This window comes from Streptomyces sp. NPDC058880 (assembly GCF_042742535.1).
In the GTDB taxonomy this organism is placed as follows: Bacteria; Actinomycetota; Actinomycetes; order Streptomycetales; family Streptomycetaceae; genus Streptomyces.
In genome coordinates, this window is the sequence record NZ_JBHYMC010000064.1 from 13577 (window position 1) to 32927 (window position 19351).

Annotated in this window: 19 protein-coding genes and 1 pseudogene; 9 read left to right on the forward strand and 11 right to left on the reverse strand. The window is 72.9% G+C overall.

The features are described 5' to 3' along the window. Nucleotides 1–158 precede the first annotated feature (158 nt). Nucleotides 159–1157 (forward strand): annotated as a pseudogene (locus tag ACFW2G_RS27390) (glycoside hydrolase family 26 protein); the annotation flags it as partial. A gap of 15 nt (nucleotides 1158–1172) precedes the next feature. Here the strand turns inward: ACFW2G_RS27390 and ACFW2G_RS27395 are convergent. Genes ACFW2G_RS27395 through ACFW2G_RS27405 form a run of 3 tightly spaced genes read right to left on the reverse strand, consistent with a single transcriptional unit; the run spans nucleotide 1173 to nucleotide 3537 of the window. After that, complete coding sequence (locus ACFW2G_RS27395; RefSeq protein WP_037924712.1) at nucleotides 1173–1676, reverse strand: hypothetical protein; 504 nt, start codon at nucleotides 1674–1676, stop codon at nucleotides 1173–1175. Between the two features lie 44 nt (nucleotides 1677–1720). Next, nucleotides 1721–2344, reverse strand: a complete 624-nt coding sequence (locus tag ACFW2G_RS27400) for a response regulator transcription factor (protein ID WP_037924714.1) — start codon at nucleotides 2342–2344, stop codon at nucleotides 1721–1723. Beyond that, complete coding sequence (locus ACFW2G_RS27405; RefSeq protein WP_384447866.1) at nucleotides 2341–3537, reverse strand: sensor histidine kinase; 1197 nt, start codon at nucleotides 3535–3537, stop codon at nucleotides 2341–2343. The genes ACFW2G_RS27400 and ACFW2G_RS27405 overlap by 4 nt, the downstream gene beginning before the upstream one ends. Nucleotides 3538–3817: 280 nt before the next feature. Between ACFW2G_RS27405 and ACFW2G_RS27410 the strand changes: the two genes are divergently transcribed. Both ACFW2G_RS27410 and ACFW2G_RS27415 read left to right on the forward strand, forming a co-directional pair. After that, nucleotides 3818–4378, forward strand: coding sequence for a heme-binding protein (locus tag ACFW2G_RS27410; RefSeq protein ID WP_037924715.1), 561 nt, complete (start codon nucleotides 3818–3820; stop codon nucleotides 4376–4378). A 32-nt stretch (nucleotides 4379–4410) separates the two neighbouring features. After that, nucleotides 4411–5820, forward strand: a complete 1410-nt coding sequence (locus ACFW2G_RS27415; RefSeq protein ID WP_037924716.1) for a M1 family metallopeptidase — start codon at nucleotides 4411–4413, stop codon at nucleotides 5818–5820. Between the two features lie 26 nt (nucleotides 5821–5846). On the opposite strand, the gene ACFW2G_RS27420 is transcribed toward ACFW2G_RS27415, so the two are convergent. Together ACFW2G_RS27420 and ACFW2G_RS27425 are read right to left on the reverse strand one after the other, a co-directional pair. After that, nucleotides 5847–6371, reverse strand: coding sequence for a GNAT family N-acetyltransferase (locus ACFW2G_RS27420; protein WP_384584694.1), 525 nt, complete (start codon nucleotides 6369–6371; stop codon nucleotides 5847–5849). An 88-nt stretch (nucleotides 6372–6459) separates the two neighbouring features. Further along, a complete protein-coding gene (locus ACFW2G_RS27425; RefSeq protein ID WP_037924720.1) occupies nucleotides 6460–7035 on the reverse strand; it encodes a TerD family protein in 576 nt (191 codons plus the stop codon). A 157-nt stretch (nucleotides 7036–7192) separates the two neighbouring features. Between ACFW2G_RS27425 and arfB the strand changes: the two genes are divergently transcribed. Further along, nucleotides 7193–7618 (forward strand): alternative ribosome rescue aminoacyl-tRNA hydrolase ArfB, encoded by a 426-nt coding sequence (gene arfB, locus ACFW2G_RS27430; RefSeq protein WP_037924721.1) that lies wholly within the window; start codon nucleotides 7193–7195, stop codon nucleotides 7616–7618. Nucleotides 7619–7693: 75 nt separating this feature from the next. On the opposite strand, the gene ACFW2G_RS27435 is transcribed toward arfB, so the two are convergent. Further along, entirely contained in the window at nucleotides 7694–8260 is a 567-nt protein-coding gene (locus ACFW2G_RS27435; protein ID WP_078556743.1) for a flavin reductase family protein, read from the reverse strand. Nucleotides 8261–8562: 302 nt separating this feature from the next. On the opposite strand from ACFW2G_RS27435, the gene cdgB reads away from it, so the two are divergent. After that, nucleotides 8563–10293 (forward strand): diguanylate cyclase CdgB, encoded by a 1731-nt coding sequence (gene cdgB / locus ACFW2G_RS27440; protein ID WP_037924724.1) that lies wholly within the window; start codon nucleotides 8563–8565, stop codon nucleotides 10291–10293. A 68-nt stretch (nucleotides 10294–10361) separates the two neighbouring features. Continuing rightward, a complete protein-coding gene (locus tag ACFW2G_RS27445) occupies nucleotides 10362–11402 on the forward strand; it encodes a CBM35 domain-containing protein (protein ID WP_037924725.1) in 1041 nt (346 codons plus the stop codon). Between the two features lie 72 nt (nucleotides 11403–11474). Here ACFW2G_RS27445 and ACFW2G_RS27450 read toward each other — a convergent pair whose 3' ends face one another. The 4 genes from ACFW2G_RS27450 to ACFW2G_RS27465 all read right to left on the reverse strand — a co-directional run bounded on the left by ACFW2G_RS27450 (nucleotide 11475) and on the right by ACFW2G_RS27465 (nucleotide 15238). After that, the gene (locus tag ACFW2G_RS27450) at nucleotides 11475–11933 is read right to left on the reverse strand and encodes a hypothetical protein (protein WP_384447851.1); all 459 of its coding nucleotides are present in this window, start codon (nucleotides 11931–11933) and stop codon (nucleotides 11475–11477) included. A 188-nt stretch (nucleotides 11934–12121) separates the two neighbouring features. Then, complete coding sequence (locus ACFW2G_RS27455) at nucleotides 12122–13042, reverse strand: 1-phosphofructokinase family hexose kinase (RefSeq protein WP_037924726.1); 921 nt, start codon at nucleotides 13040–13042, stop codon at nucleotides 12122–12124. Between the two features lie 100 nt (nucleotides 13043–13142). Beyond that, nucleotides 13143–14306 (reverse strand): N-acetylglucosamine-6-phosphate deacetylase, encoded by a 1164-nt coding sequence (gene nagA, locus ACFW2G_RS27460; RefSeq protein WP_037924727.1) that lies wholly within the window; start codon nucleotides 14304–14306, stop codon nucleotides 13143–13145. Continuing rightward, a complete protein-coding gene (locus tag ACFW2G_RS27465; RefSeq protein ID WP_037925383.1) occupies nucleotides 14306–15238 on the reverse strand; it encodes an ROK family protein in 933 nt (310 codons plus the stop codon). The genes nagA and ACFW2G_RS27465 overlap by 1 nt, the downstream gene beginning before the upstream one ends. A gap of 176 nt (nucleotides 15239–15414) precedes the next feature. On the opposite strand from ACFW2G_RS27465, the gene ACFW2G_RS27470 reads away from it, so the two are divergent. Genes ACFW2G_RS27470 through otsB form a run of 3 tightly spaced genes read left to right on the forward strand, consistent with a single transcriptional unit; the run spans nucleotide 15415 to nucleotide 17882 of the window. Further along, nucleotides 15415–16710: an extracellular solute-binding protein gene (locus ACFW2G_RS27470; protein ID WP_384447844.1), complete on the forward strand. Its 1296-nt coding sequence runs from the start codon at nucleotides 15415–15417 to the stop codon at nucleotides 16708–16710. 47 nt (nucleotides 16711–16757) lie between these two features. Beyond that, nucleotides 16758–16994 (forward strand): DUF3263 domain-containing protein, encoded by a 237-nt coding sequence (locus ACFW2G_RS27475; protein WP_037924728.1) that lies wholly within the window; start codon nucleotides 16758–16760, stop codon nucleotides 16992–16994. A 39-nt stretch (nucleotides 16995–17033) separates the two neighbouring features. After that, nucleotides 17034–17882, forward strand: a complete 849-nt coding sequence (gene otsB / locus ACFW2G_RS27480; RefSeq protein WP_037924729.1) for a trehalose-phosphatase — start codon at nucleotides 17034–17036, stop codon at nucleotides 17880–17882. Nucleotides 17883–17954: 72 nt separating this feature from the next. Here otsB and ACFW2G_RS27485 read toward each other — a convergent pair whose 3' ends face one another. Continuing rightward, nucleotides 17955–19313 carry a trehalose-6-phosphate synthase gene (locus ACFW2G_RS27485; protein WP_384584688.1) on the reverse strand — a complete coding sequence of 453 codons (1359 nt, stop codon included), beginning with the start codon at nucleotides 19311–19313 and terminating at the stop codon, nucleotides 17955–17957. Between the last annotated feature and the right edge of the window lie 38 nt (nucleotides 19314–19351).

The window sequence follows — 19351 nt, forward strand, 5'->3', positions numbered from 1 at the left end:
CTCCCGCCGGGAGGTGTCCGCGGACGGGGAGGCGGCGACGGCGGGGCGGAGGCTGTGGCGAATGGCCGAGCGACCGGGTGTCCGGGCGGGCGGTGCACCGGGGTGGGCGCCTAACGTCGCAGGCGGACACACCGGTGCCCGAGGCCTGTGGAGGTGTCATGTCCCACCGGAGCTGCCGGATCCGATGGCTGGTCGGAGCCTGCGTCAGTGCCGTCGCCGTCACCCTGCTCCTCGTGGTGCCCGCCCCCGGCCCCGGCCCGCGGCTGCCGCGGCAGGGCGCCGGGGGCGGTGCGGGGGCCACCGGGACGGCCCTGGGTGCCTACCTCCACTACGGGTCGCCGGGCGTCGAGCGGATGGCGGAACTCTCGCGCTGGCTCGGCGGTGCCGAGCTGCGCGCCGGGCACACGTACCTGCCCGGCGACACCTGGACGAACATCGAGGGGGCGCCGGATTCCCTGCGCAGCTGGGCGCGCTGGCGCAGGGAGAGGGCCGACCGGCTCTTCGTCCTGAACGTGCCCATGCAGGAGGGCAACGAGGCCCGTGTCCCCGACGCCCGGGTCGCGGAGCTGATCCGCGCCGGTGCCCGCGGGGCGAACGACCACCATTTCCGGCGCCTGGCCGACCGGCTGGTCGGCCTCGGCTTGCCGGATGCGGTGATCGTGCTCGGCTGGGAGATGAACGGCTTCGACTACACCCACCGCTGCCGTCCCGACCCCGAGAACTGGAAGGCCTACTGGCGGCGCATCGTGACCGCCATGCGTGCGGTGCAGGGGCAGCGCTTCCGGTTCGACTACGCGCCCAACCGCGGAGCCGACGCGATCGCCTGGACCCGTTGCTATCCCGGTGACGACGTGGTCGACGTCATCGGCATGGACTCCTACGACCAGGAGCCCGGCCGCACCTTCGACGAGCAGGTCACCCAGCCCTACGGGCTCCGGCAGCAGGTCGACTTCGCGAAGGCGCACGGCAAGCGGATCTCGTACCCCGAATGGGGGCTGTTCCGGCACGGCGACAATCCCGAGTACGTGCGGCGCATGCTGGCCTGGTTCGCCGAGCACGAGCCGCTCTACCACAGCATCACCGACTACTGCCCGCACGGCGTGTGGCAGTGCGGGCAGAACCCGCGCTCTGCGCGGGTGTTCCGGGAGGTGCTGTCCGGCGGACGGCCCTGACTACCCGGGAACGCGGGGGAAGCGGGCCTGGAGGGTCCAGACGGCCGGGTTGTCGCCGAGCCCGTCGTGCATGTCGATCAGGTCCGCGAGCAGGTCGTGCAGGAAGTCGCGGGCCTCGCGGCGCAGCAGCCGGTGGCTGAAGGTCAGCGGGGCCTCCTCGGCCGGCATCCAGTCGGCCTCGACGTCGACCCAGCCGAAGCGGCGCTCGAAGAGCATGCGGTCCGTGGACTCGGTGAAGTCGATCTCGGCGTACTGGCGGTTGGCGGAGCGGCTGCCCCGCGGGTCCTGGTCGAGCCGCTCGACGATGTCGCACAGTGCCCAGGCGAAGTCCAGCACCGGAACCCATCCCCAGGCTGTGGATACTTCCCGGTCCGAGTCGGTGTCGGCGAGGTAGACGTCCCCGCAGAACAGGTCGTGGCGCAGCGCGTGGACGTCCGCCGAGCGGTAGTCGGTCTGCGGGGGGTCGGGGAAGCGCCGGGAGAGGGAGTAGCCGATGTCGAGCACGTACCCGATGGTGTCACGGGTGCGGAGGGGGCCCCACCCCGGCGTCAGGAGGGGAGGAGGCGCTGCTCCTTCGCGACCGAGACGGCGCCCGCACGGGTGTCGACGCCGAGCTTGTCGTAGATGCGCCCCAGGTGGGTCTTGACGGTGGCCTCGCTGATGAACAGGGCACGGGCGATGTCGCGGTTGCCGAGGCCGCGGGCCAGCTGCCCGAGGATGTCCAGTTCGCGGTCGGTCAGGGTGGGGCGGCCGCCCCGCATGTGGGCCATGACGCGGCTGGCGACCGGCGCGGAGAGGGTGGTGCGGCCCTGGCCGGCGGAGTGGATCGCGGCGAAGAGCTCCTCGGGGCGCTCGGCCTTGAGCAGGTAGCCGGTGGCGCCCGCGCCGATCGCCCGGGTGATGTCCGCGTCCGTGTCGTAGGTGGTGAGGACCAGGACGTGCGGGGGCCGCGGGAGCGCGGTGATGCGGCGGGTGGCCTCGACGCCGTCGATGCCCTCGCCGAGCTGGAGGTCCATGAGGACCACGTCGGGGCGGAGCCTGGACGCCAGGGCGACCGCCTCCTCGCCGCTGCCGGCCTCGCCGAGTACCTCGATGTCGGGTTCGCTGCCGAGGAGGGCCAGCAGGCCGGCGCGGACCACCACGTGGTCGTCGCAGAGCAGGATCGTCGTCATGGAGCGGGCTCCAGGGGGATGGCCGCGGACAGGACGGTGCCCTCGCCCGGTGTGGATTCGATGGTCAGGGTGCCGCCCAGCTGGCGGACGCGGGCCCGCATCGCCGGGAGGCCGTGTCCGCGCCCGTCGGCGGCGTCGGTGTCGGCGCGGGGCTGGGTGAAGCCGTGGCCGTCGTCGGCGACGTCGAGCACCACCTGGTCTCCGAGGAAGCTCAGCGTGAGCGCGGCCGTACGGGCGGCGGAGTGCTCGCGGACGTTGGCGAGGGCGCCCTGGGCTATCCGCAGCAGGGCCGACTGGACGCGGTCGGGCAGCGGGGCGGGGGCGCCTTCGAGGTGGAAGCGGACCTCGATGCCCGGTCCGGCGTCCAGGCGGCGCAGTGCCTGGGCGAGGCCGGCGCCGTCGGCGAGCTCGGAGGGGGCCAGGTCGTGGACCAGCCGCCGGGCCTCGGCGAGGCCGTGTGCGGCGATGTCGGTGGCGGTGCGGACGTGCGCGCGGGCGGTGGCGGGGTCGGTGTCCCAGGTGCGGTCCGCGGCCTGGAGCAGCATCTGCTGGCTGGACAGGTTCTGGGCGAGGGTGTCGTGGATCTCCATGGACAGCCGCTGGCGTTCCGCGAGGGTGCCTTCGCGGCGTTCGGTGGCGGCCAGTTCCCGGCGGGTCCGGATCAGGTCGTCGATCAGTGCCCGCTGGGCCCGGGCCTGGCGTTCCATGTGGACGAAGACGGCGGTGGCGAGGGCGGCGACGGCGGGCGGCGCCAGGAGCAGGTTGGGATCGAAGGACTTGGACAGCTGGAGCTGGGCGGTCACGACGAAGGCGGTGAGGAGGGCCACCAGGACGATGGCGGGGCGGGGCGGGAGGGTGCGCAGGGCCGTGAAGAAGAGCGGTACGGCGCACCAGGCGAAGCTGGGCGCGAGGACGACGAGGACCACCCAGGTGGTGACCACCAGGCCGAGCCAGAGGAGGCGCCGGCGGGTGGGGGCGGCGCCGAGCGCGGGGCCGAGCACGTAGAGCAGGGCCAGGGTGACGCCGAGGGCGATGACCCATGGAGTGCGGGGTTCGCCGGGGTGGCGCAGCAGGAAGCGGGCCACGGAGGCGCCGAGGAGGAGGAAGAAGGCGGTGTGGGCGACCGTCGCCAGCGTGCGGGTGTCGTCGCGCGGCGCGGCGGGTGTCACGGGGTGCTCCTCGGTCGGGGGCATGCGTCCATTGTCGGCTGCGGCGCCGCTCCCCGGGCTCCGCCCCGGGCCCGGGTCACCCAGGTCACCCGGGTCCGACCAGGGAATACCGTGCCGGGGGCGGAGCGCATCGACCGATCGGACGACCCCCGGGTCAGCCGGTGCGGTGGGCGGGGCGAGCCGGTACGGGGACGGGGCGGAGGGGGGACCGGGCACAGGCTTGGAGCAGTGAAGGAGCCGGTCCGACCGGCCCGGAACGAGACCCGATGCCGTCACCGTGCCACCGTTCTCAGGAGCAGCAGAGATGAAGACCCGCACCCGCGTTCTCACCGGTACCGCCCTCGCCGTCGCCCTGGGCGCCGGCGCCTTCGGTGCTGTGAGCGCCAGCGCGAGCCCCGCCGCCACCACCGCCCAGGCCGCCGCCCTCGCGGCGAAGAAGGACGCTCCGAGCGACAAGAACTTCACCACGACGACCCACCTGACCGTCGACGCCGCCACCCGCGCCGCGCAGGCCGCCCTCCAGGCCGCCGCGGCGGAGAACCAGAAGGTGACCGTCGCGGTGGTGGACCGCAACGGCAACACCATCGTCACCCTGCGCGGCGACGGCGCCGGCCCGCAGTCCTACGAGTCGGCGCAGCGCAAGGCCTTCACCGCAGTGTCCTGGAACGCCCCGACCTCGGTGCTCGTGGGCCGGCTGGCCCAGGCCCCGAACCTGAAGGACATCCCCGGCACCCTCTTCCTCGGTGGCGGCACCCCGGTCCAGGCGAACGGCGCCCCCGTGGCCGGCATCGGTGTGGCCGGCGCCCCGAGCGGCGATCTGGACGAGAAGTTCGCGAAGGCCGGCGTGGACGCGCTGAGCAAGTAGGACGCGCGCCGTGGCCGCTTAGGATCGAAGGCGTGGAACACCGCGCGCTTCCCCGCCTCGCCGCCCCCGCCCTCGTCGCCCTGCTCACCGTCACCACGGCGTGCACGGGGGGCCCGGTGCAGGGGCGGCCGGGCGCTTCGGGGCTGCGCGACCCGTACTTCCCCAAGGCCGGCAACGGCGGCTACCAGGTCGAGCACTATGCGCTGGACCTGGACTACGACCCGGCGGACGGGGTGCTGCACGGCAGGGCCGTCATCACGGCGCGTGCCGGACAGGGGCTCAGTTCCTTCAACCTCGACCTGAGCGGCCTGCACGTCGAGGGCGTTGACGTGGACGGTGAGGGCGCCCGTTTCAACCGGACCGGCAACGAGCTGACGGTGCGCCCGGCCGACGACCTGGAGAAGGGCCAGGTCTTCCGGACGGAGGTCGCCTACAGCGGCAGGCCGAGGGCCCTGACGGACGTGGACGGCACCAGAGAGGGCTGGATCGCGGACGAGGACGGCGCGGTCGGCGTCGGTGAGCCGGTCGGCTCGATGACCTGGTTCCCCGGCAACCACCATCCGAGCGACAAGGCCTCGTACGACATCACGATCACCGTCCCGGGCGGCTACGAGGCGGTGTCGAACGGGGAGTTGCGCTCCCGCACCGAAGGCGCCGACGGGCGCACGCGGTTCGCGTGGCACAACCCGGAGCCGATGGCCAGCTACCTGGCCACCGCCGTCGTCGGCCCGTACCGGGTGACCACCGGGAAGACGCCTTCGGGGGTGTCCGTCTACAACGCGGTGTCGCCCGGGGAGGCGGCGGCGAGCGAGCCCGCGCTCAAGCTGCTGCCGGAGATGGTGGAGTGGGGCACCCGCCGGTTCGGCCCGTACCCCTTCGGCACGGCGGGCGCGGTGGTGCTGCCCGCCGGGACGCTCGACTACGCCCTGGAGACGCAGACCAAGCCGGTGTACCCGGGCGCACCCGAAGCCGGGCTGGTGCTGCACGAGTTGGCCCACCAGTGGTTCGGCAACTCCGTCTCGCCGAAGACCTGGAAGGACATGTGGCTCAACGAGGGCTTCGCGACCTATGCCGAGTGGCTGTGGGACGAGGACCACGGCGGGCCCACGGCGCAGCAGCACTTCGACGCCCTCCTGGCCGGTGACACGGACGTCGACGAGGCCGCCGACTCCGGCTGGGACGCCTTCCCGCCGGCCGATCCGCCCGGTCCGAAGGACATCTCCGCGAGCCCGGTGTACCAGCGCGGCGCGATGGTCCTGCACCGGATCCGGCAGGAGGTCGGCGACGAGGGGTTCTTCGCCCTGGTGCGCGGGTGGGCCGCCGACCACCGGCACGGGAACGCGAGCACCGCCGACTTCACCGCCTACGCGCAGGGGAAGACCGGCCATGACCTGACGGAGGTCTGGGACGTGTGGCTGTACGGGACGGCCCGCCCGAAGTAGGCCGTGGCCGGGCGGGAGCGACGCCGCTACGCCGTGCCGAGGGGCTTGCGCAGCACCGTGCAGTCGCGGCCCAGCTCGCGGTCCTTGGCCCGGCGCGCGGGGGAGTACCCCTGGGACTGCCAGAACGCCAGGGCCTTGGGGTTGTTGTCCAGTACGGCGATCTGCACGCCGGTGCGTCCGGCGGCTCGGAAGCGGTCCTCGACCAGGGTGGCCACGGCGCGGCCGAATCCCTCGCGGTGCGCGGTGGCGTCGATGAGCAGCAGGCCGATCCACGGGTCGTCGTCCCCCGGGGCGGCGGCCGGGTTGCGGTCGAGGGTGGCGGCGAGGCCGACGAGGCGGCCGGCGCTGCGGGCGAGCAGGATCTCCGCGCTGGCGTGGGCCAGTTCGTCAGCGAGGGAGGCCGCGACCTGTTCGACCGTGATGCGGTTCGGGTCGGGGAAGTCGCCGCTGAGTTCGAAGAAGGCGTGGTTGGTCGAGTAGAGGGCGGCGATCTCGGTCAGGACCGGGCCGGGGAGGGCGCCGTCCACGGGGACCAGCGGTTGGAGGATCACGTGGGGAACGGTAGCGAAGCCCCCTCCCCGGACGGCCGGGAGGGGGCTTCGCCCGCGCTGGTGTCGGTCAGCGCCGGACCGGGCGGACTCAGACGTTGACGCCGAAGTCCTGGGCGATGCCGGTGAGGCCGGAGGCGTAGCCCTGGCCGACCGCGCGGAACTTCCACTCCGCGCCGTTGCGGTAGAGCTCGCCGAAGACCATGGCGGTCTCGGTCGCCGCGTCCTCGGAGAGGTCGTAGCGGGCGATCTCGGAGCCGCCGGCCTGGTTCACCACGCGGATGTAGGCGTTGCGGACCTGGCCGAAGTTCTGGCTGCGGCTCTCGGCGTCGTAGATGGAGACCGGGAAGACGATCTTGTCCACGTCGGCGGGCAGGCCCGCGAGGTTCACCTTGATGGCCTCGTCGTCGCCCGCGCCCTCGCCGGTGCGGTTGTCCCCGGTGTGGACGATGGTCTGGTCCGGGGTGGACTTGTTGTTGAAGAAGACGAAGTGGCCGTCGGAGACGACCTTGCCCATCGCGTTCACGGCGATGGCCGAGGCGTCGAGGTCGAAGTCCACACCGGTCGTGGTGCGGACGTCCCAGCCGAGACCGACCGTGACGGCGGCGAGGCCCGGGGCCTCCTTCGAGAGCGAGACGTTGCCGCCCTTGGACAGGCTGACAGCCATGGGAATGTCCCTTTCCTCATCCAACATGCACGTACAGGCGGTCAAGGTACCGCTGACCCCTATAACGCGACGAGAGGCCGCTCGGGTTCCCGCCGGGGATCGCGGGTCCCGGCAAATGCGGGTGACGCGGGCCGAGCGGGCGCGGATCATAGGGGACATGCCTGGTCCCTATGTCATCCGCGGTTCGGTCGTGCTCCCCGAGGGGGAGCTCTCCTGGCGTTTCTCGCGGTCCTCCGGGCCGGGCGGGCAGCACGTGAACACGTCCGACTCGCGCGTGGAGCTGCTGTTCGACCTGGCGGCGACCAAGGCGCTGCCCGAGGTCTGGAAGGAGCGCGCGCTGGAGCGCCTCGCGGGCCGGCTGGTGGGCGGGGTGGTGAGCGTGCGGGCCTCCGAGCACCGCTCGCAGCTGCGCAACCGGGAGATGGCGCTGGTCCGGTTGGCGTCGCTGCTGGCCGAGGCGACGGCGCCGCCGCCCAGGCAGCGCCGGCCGACGAAGATTCCGCGCGGGATCAACGAGCGGCGGCTGCGGGAGAAGAAGGCGCGGTCCGAGACCAAGCGGGGCCGGACCGGCCGGGACTGGTAGCCGCCGCGGGTCAGGGTCCGAGGACGCCGGCGGCGGGCCGGCGCGGCGCGGGGCCGGGCCGGGCGGGGCCGCGGATCAGCTCAGGTGCCGGTAGCGCCCGCGGAAGTAGGTCAGCGGCGCGGAGTCCGGGGACGGCAGGGCAGCCGTGAGCACCCGACCGATCACCAGGGTGTGGTCGCCCGCCTCGACGCGGTTCTCCGTACGGCATTCCAGGGTGGCGAGGGCGCCGCTGAGCAGGGGCGCGCCGGAGGCCTCGCCGCGCACGTGGGGCAGGTCCGCGAAGAGCAGTCGGTCGCTGATGCGGCCCTTCATGGCGAAGCGGCCCGCGATCGGGAGCTGGTGGTCGGCGAGGACGGAGACCGCCCACAGCGGCTGCTCCGCCAGCAGGTCGTCCATGCGGGAGCCCTCGCGCAGGCTCACCAGGACCAGGGGCGGGTCCAGGGACACGGACATGAAGGCGGTCGCCGTCATGCCGACGTCCTCGCCGCGCGGTCCGCCGTCCGCCAGCGGGCTCTCGTGCGCGGTGATCAGGCACACGCCCGCGGCCAGCCGGGACATCGCGGCGCGGAACTCGTCATTGCTCACCCCCTCAGCATGGGGGTTCGCGTCGGGCCGGGCGGGCAGAGGGGTCGTCTTCAGCACGCTGAAACGCTAATCTCGCCCTCCCGTGCGGCACATCGGGCCCTGGTCCGAGTCGTGCCCCCGCCCCTCGGCCTAGGCCCGGGCGTATCGTTTGCTCACGAGAAGGCGGGGGGAGCGCTCCCAGTCCGAACCGTCCCAACGCGTACCGTTATTCATCTCATGTGACTTGACTCACAGAGGGCAAGATTTGTTGACCCTGTGTACCTGCCGCACAGCTCACTGTGATTCAGTGGACGGGACACCGCAACGAAACGCCGATGACAAAACTGGAGTTGCTGTCGAGGTCTCGGGGAGAGCGAGCAATGGAGACCGAGTCGGAGCCGTACGTCCGTCTTGCGACCCTGCGGCAGCTGCACCGGGTGGTGGCCGATCTCAATACGGCCCGGAGCCTGGCGGACACTCTGCAGACCGTCGTGGACGGCATCGTCGTGGGCCTCGGCTATGAGCTCGCCTGTGTCAACCTCGTGCGCCCGGACGGCGATCTGGTCGTCGCCGCCTTCGCCGGAGACCCGGCCGCCGAGGCCCTCATCACCGGTCGCGTCGGCTCCCGGGCCTCCTGGGAGCGCCGCCTGACGATGGGTGAGTGCTGGGACGGGCTCCGCTTCATCCCGCACACGGAGGGCTGGATCCTGCTGGAGGACGACGTCCCCCAGTGGCACACCGACGGCCCCGATCCGCGCTTCGAGGACGAGTGGCACCCCGAGGACCGGCTCTACGCCCCCATGTACGCGTCCGGTGGGGAACTTCTGGGTGTCATTTCGGTGGACAGACCGCGCAACGGCCGCCGCCCCGGCGCGTGGGGCCGCGAGGCGCTGCAGATGTACGCCTTCCAGGCGGCGATTGCGATCAGCAATGCCAGGCTGCGCGCGAACATGCAGCGCGCCCTCGTCCGGCTGGAGCGCGAGCAGCAGGCGCTCCGCGCCAGCGAGGAGTCCTTCCGGCAGGCCTTCGAGTACGCCCCCAGCGGCATGGCCATCGCCGAGATGGGCGGTGACCAGCACGGCCGGCTGCTGCGCACCAACGACGCGCTGTGCCGGCTGCTCGGCAGACCCGCCTCCGTGCTGCGCCGCTACTCCTTCTCCGACCTGGTCCACCCCGAGGACATCGGCACCCTGCTGCGCACCTCCGCCGAGGGCGGCCGCGCCGAGCTGCGCCTGGGCCGCCGGGACGGCACGTACGTATGGGTCTCGCTGCGCAACTCCGTCGTGGCGGACGCCGCGGACGGGCCGCGCTTCCTGCTCACGCACGTCGAGGACATCGAGGAACGCAAGCGGCACGAGCTCCAGCTCGCCCACCGGGCCAGCCACGACTCGCTGACCGGCCTGCCCAACAGCGCCGAGCTGCGGGCCCGGCTCGGCGCGCGGCTGTGCCGCAGGCCGCAGTCCGCCCGGGCCAGCGCCATCGAGGCCCTGGACGCGGCCTTCGAGGGGCGCGACGCGCCGGGCGGGCAGGACGGACACGAGGCCGGGTTCGAGGCGGGTGGTGCGGGTGAGCGCGGGTTTCACCCCGACGGCCCCGACCGCTACACCGCGGCCGATCCCTTCGACTTCCCCGGGGCGCCGACGGCGCCGACGGACGGGCCGTACGACCACCACGTGCACACGGTGGCGCCCGCGGCCGACGTCGACGACGGGACGAAGGGGCTCGCGGTGCTCTTCTGCGACCTCGACGGCTTCAAGTCGATCAACGACCGGTTCGGGCACCACACGGGCGACGCGGTCCTCATCGAGGTGGCCCGGCGCCTGACGACCGGCGTCAGGGACGGTGACACCGTTGCCCGGCTGGGCGGTGACGAATTCGTCGTCCTGGCCGACGGCCTCGGCGCGGCGGACGCCGCGGACCTCGCCGTCCGACTGCGCAACGCGATCATTCCGCCGATCCGCGTGGACGGCCGGGCCGTGCGTGTCGGCGCGAGTTTCGGTATCGGCTGGGCCAGCTGCGGCATGTCCGCGGACGAAGTGCTGCGCTCCGCCGACCAGCGGATGTACATCGAGAAGAGGTCCCGCTCCAAGGCGCACCGCCGGGCGGGCTGAGGCGGTCCGGCGCCCGTGGGTGCACCTGTTCGGGGTAGGCTCCCGGGGGTCGAAAGGAGTGACCTGCGATGACGACGCCCGCGAACAACGGCCCGGACGGTGGGGCGAACAAGCCCGAGGACGACGATCCGTTCGGCTATCTCTACGCGGACGGCCAGGCTGCCGGAGCCACCCCGCCCACGTCGGGCGGCGGGTACGGCTACCCCGGTGCGTCGGTCGGCGGTCACCCCGGTGCACAGCCCGGTGTCCCCCGTACCTCGCACCACCAGGTGCGTACGGTCGGTGACCGGAGGAACGGCGGCCAGCGCGGCCCCGTCCCCCAGCAGCAGGGCCCCGGCTACCAGGCCCAGTACCAGGCCCCCGAGGCGCTCCAGGCGGGCGGCTACGGCGTGCCGCAGCAGCCTCAGCCGCAGCACCAGACCCAGACGCCCGGGTCGGCCGGAAGCCACGGCGGGCACGGTGGGCACGGCGGGGGCTCCTCCAGCCGCCGCGGTCTGCTGATCGCCGCCGTCGCGGTGGTCGGCGCGGTCGCGATCGGCATCGGCGCGGCCCTCGCCTTCGGTGACAAGAACAAGCCCGTGGACAAGGGCCAGGACACCGCCACCGGCAACCAGCAGTCGGCGGCCCCGAAGGACCCGGCCGGCCCCACCCAGAGCGCGCAGCCCTCGCAGGCCCCGCTGCCGAAGGGCGAGGCGGCCGGGGCGGGCATGGTGCTGACCGGCGGCGCGAAGCTGGACAGCACGGTGCCCGGTTCGAAGAGCTCGGGCGGGCAGTACGTCGCGGGCTTCAACCAGACCGGTGCGGCGCTCACCTGGACGGTGGAGGTCCCGGAGGCGGGCGACTACACGCTGTTCGTCAACTACGGCGTCCCCGGCAAGGACGGCAAGGCGACCCTCACGGTCAACGGGCAGACCCCGACCCAGGGGCTGAACCTCGCGAACTTCGCCAAGGCGGCGGACGGCGCCTGGGACAAGGGCTGGACGCGCACCTACGCGTGGATCACGCTCAAGAAGGGTTCGAACTCGATGAAGATCTCGTGCGAGCCCGGCAACCAGTGCGACGTGATTTTCGACCAGCTGGAGCTGGCCTCGGGCCACACCAAGCGCTGACCGTGCCCCGCCGAACGCTTCCGGCCCCGCCGCACCTGCGGCGGGGCCGGAAGCGTTCGAGGTGGCGGCCCGTCAGCCGCAGTGGACCCAGCCGGTGGTCTCGCGGTGTGTGCCCGGCCAGCCGCTGGAGCCGTTCCAGAAGCCCGTGACGTGGCCGGAGAGCATGACGCACTTGCCCGGGGCGGAGACATAGACGGGGCCCGCGTACTGGGTGTAGGTGCGCCGGTTGTCGGCGGACACCTTGCCGTCGCTGGAGCTGATGGCTATCCCCATGCCGTCGGTGACGTTGAACTGGGTGTCGCGGCGGAGGATCGCGCAGTTCTTGCCGGTGGACTTGTTGTAGTAGAGGAACATCACACCGGCGCCGGAGGCGCCCGTGTGGTCGCCCAGCGGGTAGGCGTCCTGCTGGTAGTAACCCGCGCCGCACGAGCCGCCCGAGATCGTCTGGGCCTGGGCTGGCACCGCCGCCAGGGAGGAGACGGCCACTACTCCGGTGGTGATGGCGAGCACCCTGCGAGAGATTCGGTTCATGTCGTTCAACCTTGCATATGTGTAGATCAACAGCGTTCGTGATCATAGTCCGCCGAATCCGGGCGACCGGTCGCTGAGGCACCGTCAAAAATGTTACTCAAGAGATAATTTCAAACGCAGTCAGGCGTTCGGGGTGCGCGTTCAGCGACTCGGCCGCGGGCGCCCGGTCGGCCCGCCCGGCGGACGGGTCAGCCGCCGCTGGTGACGCGCACGCTCCGGCGCAGCTCCTCGTAGACGCCGGCGTCGAACTCTCCCGCCACCGGGGCCAGCACCGCGGCCGCCGAGAGGGCCACCGCGCGGGTGAGGCGGTCCGGCCAGTCCAGGCCCTCCGTCAGGGCGGAGAGCAGACCGGCGACGACGGAGTCGCCGGCTCCGGTGGGGTTGCCGGAGAGCGGGCGCGGCGGGGCCGCCTGCCAGGTGCCCTGGGCGGTCGCGGCCAGCAGGCCGGCCGGTCCCAGTGAGGTGACCACGGCGTGCGCGCCGCGGCGGCGGGCGTCGCGGCTGGCGGGGAGCGGGTCGCGGGAGCCGGTCAGCTCGGCCAGTTCGACGGTGTTCGGCTTGATGATCTCGGGGCGGGCGGCGACCCCACGGCGCAGGGCCTCGCCGCTGGTGTCCAGGAGGACGGGGACGCCGGCCGCGCGGGCCGCCCGTACGAGTACCGCGTACGCGCCCACGGGGACGCCCGGCGGGAGGCTGCCGCACAGGGCCACCGCCCGCGCCCCGGCCACGAGCTCTTCGTAGTGCGCGAGGAACCGCGCCCACTCGTCGGGCGTGATCAGCGGGCCCGGCTCGTTGAACTGGGTGGTGTCGCCGGAGGCTTCGTCGACCACGGCCAGGGTGCGGCGGGAGGCGCCCTCGCAGGGCAGCAGTGCGTCCACCACCCCGGGCGAGGCGGCCAGCGTGTCCCGTACGACGGAGCCGACCGGCCCGCCGGCGAAGCCCGTCGCCGTGACCTCGTGGCCGAGCGCGGCCAGGACGCGGGCGACGTTGAGCCCCTTGCCGCCGGGCCGTTCGCTGACGGCCGTGACCCGGTGCGAGGCGTGCGGGAGCAGCCGCGGCACGCGGTAGGTGACGTCGAGTGCGGTGTTGAGCGTCACGGTCAGGATCATGGGCACCCCCGGGTCTGTTGCTGCCGGGATCATGCCAAACACGAGGCGGTCGGCCCAGTCCTACGGGCCGACCGCCTCGTTCCGTCCAGCCGCATGGCCGTCAGGCGGGCCTTCGGAAGGCGGGGCTGACGACCCATTCGCCGCGTCGCATGACGCCCTTGAGGTCGAAGGCGGCGTCCAGAACGACGAGGTCGGCGTACTTGCCGGGCTCCAGCGAGCCGATTTCGTCGTACAGGCCGATCAGCTTGGCCGGGTTGGCGGAGATCGCCTGGACCACGGATTCCACCGGCAGTTCGTCGAGGGTCACCGAGCGCTTGAACGCGGTGTCCAGGGTGAGCGTCGAGCCGGCGATGGAGCCGCCCTCGACGAGCCGGGCCACACCGCTCTTGACCTCCACCTCCAGCGGGCCGAGATGGTAGGTCCCGTCGCCGAAACCGGCCGCGTCCATGGCGTCGGTGATCAGTGCCACGCGGTGCGCGCCTGCGTGGTGGAAGGCCAGTTCGAGGGCGGCCGGGTGCAGGTGGGTGCCGTCGTTGATGAGCTCGACGGTGATCCGCTCGTCCTCCAGGAGGGCGGCGATCGGGCCGGGTTCGCGGTGCGCGAGCGCGGGCATCGCGTTGAAGAGATGGGTGGCCACGGTCGCGCCCGCGTCGATGGCGGCGCGCGTCTGCTCGTACGAGGCGTCGGTGTGCCCGATCGCGGCGATGACCCCGTGTTCGGCCAGCAGCCGTACCGAGTCCAGGCCGCCCGGCAGTTCGGTGGCCAGGGTGACCATGCGGGCGGTGCCGTGGGCCGCGTCGACGAGCTTGCGGACCTCGGCCGGGTCGGGGTCGCGGAGCAGGTCCTCCTTGTGGGCGCCCTTGCGGCAGGGGTTGATGAACGGCCCCTCGAAGTGGATGCCGGCGATCTCGCCCGCTTGCGTCAGTTCGGCCAGCAGCCCGGCCCGGCGGGCCAGTTCGTCCAGGTCCCCGGTGACGGTGGAGGCGACGAGGGTGGTGGTGCCGTGCGCGCGGTGGGTGCGTACGCCCCGGAGCACGTCCTCGGTGGTGCCCGAGGTGAACGAGGCGCCGCCGCCGCCGTGGTTGTGGATGTCGACGAAGCCGGGGACGATCCAGTGCCCGGTCAGGTCGACGATCTCCGCGTCCTCCCGGGCGCTGCCGGCGATGCGGGCGCCCTCGACGATGACCCGGCCGCCCGCCACGGTCCCGGTGGGGAGTACCACCCTGGCGCCGGAGAGAACAGTGCTGTGTGCGCTTCCGGACATCAGGCCGGTACCTCCGTGGCGAGTAGGTCCCAGGCGAGCAGCCCTGCGCCCAGGCAGCCGGCGGTGTCCCCGAGGGCCGCCGGCACGATGTGGGGGAGCCGCTGGAACGTCACGCGCTCCTCCACGGCCTTCCGTAGTGGTGTGAACAAGGTTTCCCCCGCCTCGGCGAGTCCGCCACCGATGATCAGCGTGCGCGGGTCCAGCAGGGTGATCGCGGTGACCAGCCCGTCGGCGAGGGCTCCCACGGCGGCCAGCCAGACCTCTCGGGCGCGCGCGTCACCGGATGCGACGGCTCTGGCGCAGTCGGCGGCGTCGGCTCCGGGGTCGCCGGAGGCGGCCGCCCAGGCGCGGCTGACGGCGGCGGCGGAGGCGAGGGTCTCCAGGCACCCGCGCTGGCCGCAGCCGCAGTCGGGGCCGCCGGGGCGGACCACGATGTGCCCGATCTCGCCCGCGTACCCGTGGGCGCCGGCCTCGATGCGGCCGGCGATGCCGATGGCGCCGGCGATGCCGGTGCCGAGCGGGACGAAGAGAAAGCGGTCGGCGCCTCGGCCGGCGCCGATGCGGCCCTCGGCCAGTCCGCCCGTGCGCACGTCGTGGCCGAGGGCCACGGGGATGCCGCCGAGCCGCCCGGTGAGCAGCGCGCGCAGCGGGACGTCGCGCCAGCCGAGGTTCGCCGCGTAGACGGCGGTGCCGCTGTCGGCGTCGACGATGCCCGGGACGGCGACGCCGGCGGCCGAGGCGGCCCGTCCGAAGCGTTCCCGGCCGGTGGCGAGGAGCTCGCAGGCGAAGTCCTGGATCGTCTCGACGACGGCGTCGGGGCCCCGCTCGCGGCCGGTGGCGCGGCGCGCCTCGTGCAGCAGGGTGCCGTCGTCGGCGACGAGGGCGGCCTTCATCCCGGTGCCGCCCACATCGAGGGCGATGACGTGTTTCACGGGTTTCACAGAGACAGTCTCGCGTGCTCGGCGGGGAAAGGTCTAGTCCATTGGGAGGGATTGTTGAGTGGCCATACAAATCGGGCGCCCTGGTGGGGGGCCTGATGTGGACGAGCCGCCAAAGTGGTGTAGACCTTACGTGGATCGTACGTACAACAAGGGGTGGATCGATACCTGTGAAGGGCCGTTACCAGAGCCTGGCCGCGTCCGGCGCCGCGCTGTGCCTGACCGCCGTCACGCTGACGGGCTGCGGAGCCATCGGCGGACTCACCGGAGACAACGAGGTGACCCTGCGGGTCGTGGCGGCCGATTACGGGGACACTCCGCAGAACTCCTCGGCCGGCTACTGGAAGGGCCTCGCCGAGGGCTTCCAGAAGGACCACCCCGGCGTCAAGGTCGAGGTCAACGTCTACTCGTGGTCCGAGGTCGACGCCAAGGTCGCCGAGATGGTCAAGGCCGGCAAGGCGCCCGACATCGCCCAGATCGGCGCCTACGCCGACTACGCCGCCGCCGGCAAGCTGTACTCCACGGCCGAGCTGCTCTCGGTGAAGACCGAGGCCGACTTCCTTGCGCCGCTCGCGGACGCCGGGAAGGTCAAGCAGGCCCAGTACGGCATGCCCTTCGTCTCCAGCACCCGGCTGCTCTTCTACAACGAGAAGCTGCTGGCCGACGCCGGAGTGATCGGCAAGGACGGCAAGGGCTGGCAGCCCAGGAGCTGGGCCGACCTGGAGGCCGCGGCGAAGAAGCTCAAGGCCGCGGGCGTGCCCGTCCCCTTCGCGCTGCCGCTGGGCCGCGAAGAGGCGCAGGCCGAGACGATGATGTGGATGCTCGCGGGCGGTGGCGGCTACACCGACAACGAAGAGGGCTACGCCATCGACTCCGCCGACAACGTCAAGTCGCTGGAGTTCCTCCGGGACAAGATGGTCGGCCAGCAGCTCGTCGGGCCCGTCGAGCCCGGCAAGCTGGACCGCCAGGCCGCATTCGAGGCCTTCACCAAGGGCGAGGTCGGCATGCTCAACGGCCACCCGACGCTGATGAAGCAGGCCGAGGCCAAGGGCGTGAAGTTCGGCATGGTGCCGCTGCCGACCTCCGACGGCTCCCCGCAGCCGGCGATGGGCGTCGCCGACTGGGTCATGGCCTTCAAGAACGGCCACCGCGAGCAGTCCGGCGCCTTCCTGGACTACCTGTACCAGCCGGAGAACGTGACGGCCTTCACCGAGAAGTACGACCTGTTGCCCGCCACCACCACCGGCTTCCAGGCGAAGCAGGCCGCCACCGGCCCCGCGGCCCAGCTCAGGCCCTTCCTGACGGCGTTGCCCGGCTCGCGGCTCTACCCGGTCGGCAAGAAGTCCTGGGCGGGCGTCAGCGAGGACATCAAGCAGAAGATCGGCACGGCCGTCCAGCCCGGCGGACAGCCCGCCAAGGTGCTGGAGGAGATCGCCACCGCGGCGCGCGCCGCGGACAAGGGCTGATCCGGGGGACGCCGCCGTCTGTCGGACGGCGGCGTTAATCTGGCCGTATGACGGACGACGGGCAGCTGACGGCCACGGAGGCCGCGGTGCTCGCGTACGAGGGACGCACCTGGCCGGGGCCCGGAGCGAAGGAACGGGCCATACGGGAAGGACTGGGGATGACCCCGGTCCGCTACTACCAGTTGCTCAACGCCCTCATGGACGACCCGCGGGCACTGGCCCACGCCCCGGGCACCGTCAACCGGCTGCGAAGGATCCGCGAGGCCCAGCGAGCCCGGCGATAGCCGTAGCCGTGGACCCGCCGGGCCGTTAGGGTCGTGCGTATGGGGAGCCATCCGCACGATCTGCCGATGCCCGTCACCGCAGCCGGACGCGAGGGACTCGAAGCCCTGCTCCGCGCACCCCGCCGGTCCGTGGTCGCCCTGGACTTCGACGGCACCCTCGCCGACATCGTCCCGGACCCGGACCAGGCCCGGGCACATCCCGACGCCGTTCCCGCGCTCTCGGCGCTCGCCCCCGAGGTGGACTCGGTGGCCGTGGTCACCGGGCGGCCGGCAGGCGTCGCCGTACGCTACGGCGGCTTCGCCGGGGTGCCCGGACTGGAGCACCTCGTCGTCCTCGGCCACTACGGCGCCGAACGCTGGGACGCCGTGACCGGCATAGTCCACGCCCCCGCCGAGCACCCCGGGGTGGCGGCCGTACGGGCCGAGCTGCCCGGATTCCTGGACTCCATCGGGGCCTGGCGCGGCACCTGGATCGAGGAGAAGGGCCGGGCGCTGGCCGTCCACACCCGGCGTGCCGAGGACCCGGCGGCGGCCTTCGCCGCGCTGCGCGAACCCCTCACGGAGCTGGCCGCCCGGCATGGGCTGATGGTCGAGCCGGGGCGGGCGGTGCTGGAGCTGAGGCCCCCGGGCATGGACAAGGGCGTGGCCCTGACGGAGTTCCTGGCGGAGCGGGACGCGGAGACGGTCCTGTACGCCGGGGACGACCTCGGCGACCTGGCCGCGTACTCGGCCGTCGAGAAGCGGAGGGCCGACGGGCTGCCGGGGCTGCTGGTGTGCAGCGGCTCGGCCGAAGTCCCCGAGCTCGCCGCCCGGGCCGACCTCGTCCTGCCGGGGCCGGCCGCCGTCGCATCGTTCCTGGCTTCCCTGGCCGGCGCCGTCCGCCGCTGACGCTCCGCCGTCCGCCGCTGCCGCTCCGCCCGCCTTCCGCCGCCGGCCCGTCCGCCGTCCGCCGGGCGCGGATCAGTCCAAGGCCGCGAGCTGAGCCTTGAACCAGGCCGACGGGGGGAGGGCCGTCGCGGCGGAGGCCAGGCGCTCGGTGCGCTCCGCACGCTCCGCGTCCGGCAGGGACAGCGCCGCGTGCAGCGCCTCCGCCGTCGCCGACACGTCGTACGGGTTCACCGTCAGCGCGTCCTCGCGGAGCTCCTCGTAGGCCCCCGCGCCCGTGGACAGCACCACCGCGCACCCCGCCTCCGACACCACCGGGATCTCCTTCGCCACCAGGTTCATGCCGTCCCGCACCGGGTTCACCAGCGCCACGTCCGCCATCCGGTAGACCGCCAGCGACCGCGCGAAGTCGTCCTTCACCGACACCAGCACCGGCTGCCAGTCCTCCGTACCGAACTCCGTGTTGATCTCCGCCGCCAGCTCCGAGACGGCCGTCGTGTAGTCCCGGTACACCCTGAGGTCCTGCCGCGACGGGTACGCCGAGGCCAGGTGCACCACCCGGCCGCGCCATTCGGGGCGGACCGTCAGCAGCTCCCGGTAGGCCAGCAGGCCCCGCAGGATGTTCTTCGACAGCTCGGTCCGGTCCACCCGGGCGATGGTCCTGCGTCCCGCGACCTCCGCCCGCAGCTCCGCCAGCTTCGCGTCCACCTCCGGCCGGTGCGCCAGCGCCCGCAGCTCGTCCGCGTCCACGCCCAGCGGGAAGACGGCCACCCGCCGCTCGGCGTCCGCGTGCGCGGCGTCCGCGAAGGCGTCGGCCCAGACCCGGGTGTGGAAACCGACGACGTCCGCACCGAGCATCCCCCGCACCAGCTCCTCCCTGACGTCGGCCGGGAGCATGTCCAGGAACTCCCGCGAGGCCCACGGCGTGTGCGTGAAGTGCGCGATCCGCAGATCCGGTCGCAGTTCCCGCAACCGGCCCGGCACCAGCGCCAGGTGGTAGTCCTGGACCAGCACGCGGGCCCCCTGCGCCGCCTCCTCGGCGAGGGCGCGCGCGAAGGCCTCGTTGTACGCGACGTAACCACCCCAGCGGCGGCGGAACTCCGCGTCGAAGACCGGTTCGCGCGGCACGTCGTAGAGGTGGTGGTGGGTGAACCACAGCACCGAATTCGCGATGCCGTTGTACGCGTCGTCGTACACCGTGGGATCGATGTCCAGCATCCGGACGCCTGGCTCGGCGACCCCCCGGCGGACCGCCTCCCGGTCCGGCTCCGACAACGCCGCGCAGATCCACAGCGCCCCCGGCTGCTCCGCGAGGGCCGCCGAGAGACCGGAGACGAGTCCGCCCCCGCCGCGCCGGGCGCTGAGCGTGCCGTCGTCGGAGAGGGCGTAGGAGAGCGGGCCGCGGTTGGCCGCGACGAGTACCTGAGAAGCCATGCGCCGAACCTAGCCCGGCCCGCGCTCGCTCAAACGTA